This is a genomic window from Streptomyces sp. UNOC14_S4 (assembly GCF_020740835.1).
Classification (GTDB): Bacteria; Actinomycetota; Actinomycetes; order Streptomycetales; family Streptomycetaceae; genus Streptomyces.
On record NZ_JAINFC010000638.1, the window covers coordinates 1 to 3723 of the forward strand.

A 3723-nucleotide genomic window follows, 5' to 3' on the forward strand; every position below is an offset into this window, starting at 1 on the left:
CCCGCACCCGCTCAGGTACGCAGCCCAAGCGCCTGGAGCCGAGCCGGGTCCGCCAGGATCTCGATGGTGCGGATGCGGCCCTCCACGATCGTGAGGCCCATGATCGCCACCGCCTCCCCGTCCGGGGCCGTGAGGATGCCGACGGTGCCGTTGACGAGTACGGGACGCGCGAAGCGGGCGACGGCGCGGAAGAGCAGGGCCTGGTTCGCCACGGCGGCCGGGCCGCGTACCTCCCGCGTCGCGCCCTGGCCCGTGTCGGCGCGGAGGAGCACCTCGGGGTCGAGGAGTGCGACGAGCGCGTCGAAGTCGCCGCCGCGCGAGGCGGTGAGGAAGGCGTCCACGACCTGACGCTGCCGGGCGAGGTCCGGATCGGGCGCGGGCGCCCCGGCCCGCACCCGCCGCCGCGCCCGGCTGGCCAGCTGCCGCGCCGCGGCCGGGGTGCGCCCCACCATCGGCGCGATCTGGTCGAACGGCACGCCGAACATGTCGTGCAGCACGAACGCCAGCCGCTCGGCGGGCGCCAGCGTCTCCAGCACCACGAGCAGGGCCAGCCCGACCGAGTCCGCGACCAGCGCCTGCTGCTCGGGGTCGGCCCCGTCCACGTCGCTCACCAGCGGGTCCGGCACCTGGACGGTGTCCAGCGGCTCCTCGCCGCGCGAGCCGCGCGAGCGCAGCATGTCCAGGCAGACCCGCCCGACGACGGTGGTCAGCCAGCCGCCCAGGTTCCCGATGTCCTCCGCGTCGGAGCGGCTGAGCCGCAGCCACGCCTCCTGCACGGCGTCGTCGGCCTCGCTCAGTGAGCCGAGCATGCGGTAGCCCACTGCCCGCAGGTGGGGGCGGTACGCCTCGAAACGCTCCGCCAGCAGGTCCTTCTCGTCCATCCGGTCACATTCCCTCGTCGTGATTCGTCAATGCAATGACGAATGAAACCCCGCCGGTGTGACACCTTGATCGCCGGGGGTCGCCGAGTGAGGAGCATCTGATGGAAGCGCGTATCCCCAACCCCGCCACGGTCATCCCCGAGGCCCTGCCCGCCGTGCTGAGCGTGCTGAAGGCCGCGAAGAAGGGCGGCGTGCCCGAGTCGACCCTGGAGCTCGTGCACCTGCGTGCCAGCCAGATCAACGGTTGTGCCTACTGCGTCGACGGGGGCGTGAAGAGCGCCAAGAAGGCGGGCGAGACCGACGAGCGGCTGCACGCCGTGGCCGCCTGGCGGGAGGCCCCCTACTTCACCGACGCCGAGCGTGCCGCGCTCGCCCTCGCCGAGTGCGTGACGCGGCTCAGTGACCGCCCGGACCCGGTGCCGGACGACGTCTGGAACGAGGCGGCCGAGCACTTCGACGAGCGGCAGCTCTCCGGGCTGGTCCTCTGGATCGGCCTGACCAACCTCTTCAACCGGATCAACGTCACCACGAAGCAGCCCGCGGGCGCGGGCTGGTAGCAACGGCTCCGCTACGGGGCCGTGAAGACCAGTGACGCGTTGTGCCCGCCGAACCCGAAGGAGTTCGTCAGGGCCGCCGGCACCGCCCCGTGGCGCGGACCGCCCGCGACGACGTCCAGCTTCACCGCCGGGTCGAGGTTCTCCAGGTTCCGGGTCGCGGGGATCACGCCTTCGCGGACGGCGAGGATCGTGGCCAGGGCGCCCATGGCACCGGCGGCCCCGAAGAGGTGGCCGGTCATCGATTTCGTCGCCGTCACGGCCGCGTGCGTGCCGACGGCCTCCGTGACCGACTCCGCCTCGACCAGGTCGCCCTTGGGCGTGGACGTCGCGTGGGCGTGCACGTGCCGGATGTCCCGCGGGGCCAGCCCCGCCTCGGCCAGGGCCCGCCGCATCGCGCGGACCTGCCCCTCGGGGTGCGCGGCAGTGATGTGGAACGCGTCCGACGTGACGCCCGCCCCGGCCAGCCGCGCATGCCGCCGGGCCGCCCGCGCGGCCGCGAACCCCGCGCGCTCCAGGACGACCACCACGGCGCCCTCGCCGATCACGAACCCGTCCCGGCCGGTGTCGAACGGCCGCGACGCCAGCTCGGGCTCGTCGTTGCGCGTCGAATGCGCCTTGGCCTGGGCGAAGCCCGCCAGCGGCAGCGGCGCGATGCACGCCTCCGTACCGCCCGCGACCACCACGTCGGCCCGGCCGAGCCGGATCAGGTCCAGGCCCATGGCGATGGCCTCGGCCCCCGAGGCGCAGGCGCTCACCGGAGTGTGGGCGCCGCCGCGGGCCCCCAGCTCGATGCTGACCCAGGCCGCCGGGCCGTTCGCCATGAGCATCGGCACGGTGTGCGGTGAGACCCGCCGCACACCGGAGGTCTCCAGGACGTCGTCCTGCCCCAGCAGGGTCAGGGCGCCCCCGGTGCCCGTGCCGATCACCACGGCCAGCCGCTCCGGCTCGACCTCGGGCGCCCCCGCGTCCGCCCACGCCTCCCGCGCGGCCACGAGCGCGATCTGCTCGCAGCGGTCCATGCGGCGGGCCTGCACCCGGTCCAGCACCTCGCCCGGCTCCACCTTGAGCCTGCCCGCGATCCGCGTCGGCAGCGCCCGGGCCCACTCCTCCTCGATCGCGCCGATCCCCGACTCCCCGGCCAGCAGCGCCGACCACGTCGAGGCGACGTCCCCGCCGAGCGGCGTCGTGGCCCCGAGGCCCGTGACCACCACGTCCTTGCCGTCGGTCCCCATGAGTGAACCCCCAAATTGTCGTAGACGTACAACTCCCCGCGCCGCTGAGCCGCAGGGGAGTGTCTGCTTCGCTCGCCACTCTGCCAAGGTGGGGGTGGGTTTTTGGATGCTGTGATCGTTCGAGTGTGGAGTCGGGACTTTGTAGGGTCCGGGCATTCACTCCCCGTTTCCGTACGGGGCGGAACGGGCAGTGCGCCCCCCCTACCCGTAGTACTGGGGAGCTACGCCGAAATGAGCTCCCCGGCGGGACGCCGACCACGCGGGTCGCTCCGTAGCTTCCGTACCGGATGCACGACCGGCATCCGGTACGGAAGGACACCCCCATGGCGCTGCGTGACCTCGCCCTGCGGATCGACTCCGCCACCCCGCCCGGCAGGGACCGGGCCGTCGACGCCCTGCGCGCGTTCGCGATCCTCGGTGTGGTGCTCGGCCACTGGCTGGTGACCGCGCTCGTCGCCGACGACCACACGCTGCACGGCGCCAGCCCGATCCAGCACCTGCCCGCGCTGGCCCCGGTCTCCTGGCTGTTCCAGACGCTCGCCGTCTTCTTCTTCGTCGGCGGCCGGGTCGCGGCGCGCGGATACGCCTCCGCCCGCGGCCGCGGGACGGCGTACCGGGCCTGGCTCGGCGCCCGGCTGGCCCGGCTGTTCCGGCCCGTCGCCGCCGTGCTGACCCTGTGGGCCGTGATCGCGGGCGGCATGCTGATCGCGGGAGCGGGCCCGGACACCGTACGGACGCTGCTCACGCTGGTCCTGTCGCCGCTGTGGTTCCTGCTGGTCTTCGCCGTGCTCACGGCGGCGACGCCGCTGGTCGCCCGGCTGCATCCGCTGTGGCCGCTCGCCGTCGTCCTGCACGTCGACCTGATCCGCTTCGGCCTCGACGGACCCGCCTGGCCCGGCTGGATCAACGTGGCGGCGGGCTGGCTCGTCCCGTACTGCCTGGGCGCGGCCTGGGCCCGCGGCGAGCTGCGCGGCCGTACGACGGGCTGGACGCTGCTGCTCGGCGGGACGGCCGCGACCGCGGGCCTCGTCCTGTGGGCCGGTTACCCCGCGT

Annotated in this window: 4 protein-coding genes; 2 read left to right on the forward strand and 2 right to left on the reverse strand. The window is 74.0% G+C overall.

Annotated elements, in window-relative coordinates; genetic code table 11:
• Nucleotides 1-11: 11 nt before the first annotated feature.
• Nucleotides 12-881 carry a sigma-70 family RNA polymerase sigma factor gene (locus K6I34_RS33485; protein ID WP_229331805.1) on the reverse strand — a complete coding sequence of 290 codons (870 nt, stop codon included), beginning with the start codon at nt 879-881 and terminating at the stop codon, nt 12-14.
• A 101-nt stretch (nt 882-982) separates the two neighbouring features.
• On the opposite strand from K6I34_RS33485, the gene K6I34_RS33490 reads away from it, so the two are divergent.
• Nucleotides 983-1438, forward strand: coding sequence for a carboxymuconolactone decarboxylase family protein (locus K6I34_RS33490; RefSeq protein ID WP_229331806.1), 456 nt, complete (start codon nt 983-985; stop codon nt 1436-1438).
• 11 nt (nt 1439-1449) lie between these two features.
• On the opposite strand, the gene K6I34_RS33495 is transcribed toward K6I34_RS33490, so the two are convergent.
• Complete coding sequence (locus tag K6I34_RS33495) at nt 1450-2670, reverse strand: beta-ketoacyl synthase (protein ID WP_229331807.1); 1221 nt, start codon at nt 2668-2670, stop codon at nt 1450-1452.
• A 323-nt stretch (nt 2671-2993) separates the two neighbouring features.
• On the opposite strand from K6I34_RS33495, the gene K6I34_RS33500 reads away from it, so the two are divergent.
• A partial coding sequence (locus K6I34_RS33500) for an acyltransferase (RefSeq protein ID WP_229331808.1) occupies nt 2994-3723 on the forward strand: 730 nt, incomplete at its 3' end.

Coding starts and splice junctions, on each gene's coding strand:
- K6I34_RS33485 (WP_229331805.1), bottom strand. CDS start 881: ATGGACGAGAAGGACCTGCTGGCGGAGCGTTTCGAGGCGTACCGCCCC.
- K6I34_RS33490 (WP_229331806.1), top strand. CDS start 983: ATGGAAGCGCGTATCCCCAACCCCGCCACGGTCATCCCCGAGGCCCTG.
- K6I34_RS33495 (WP_229331807.1), bottom strand. CDS start 2,670: ATGGGGACCGACGGCAAGGACGTGGTGGTCACGGGCCTCGGGGCCACG.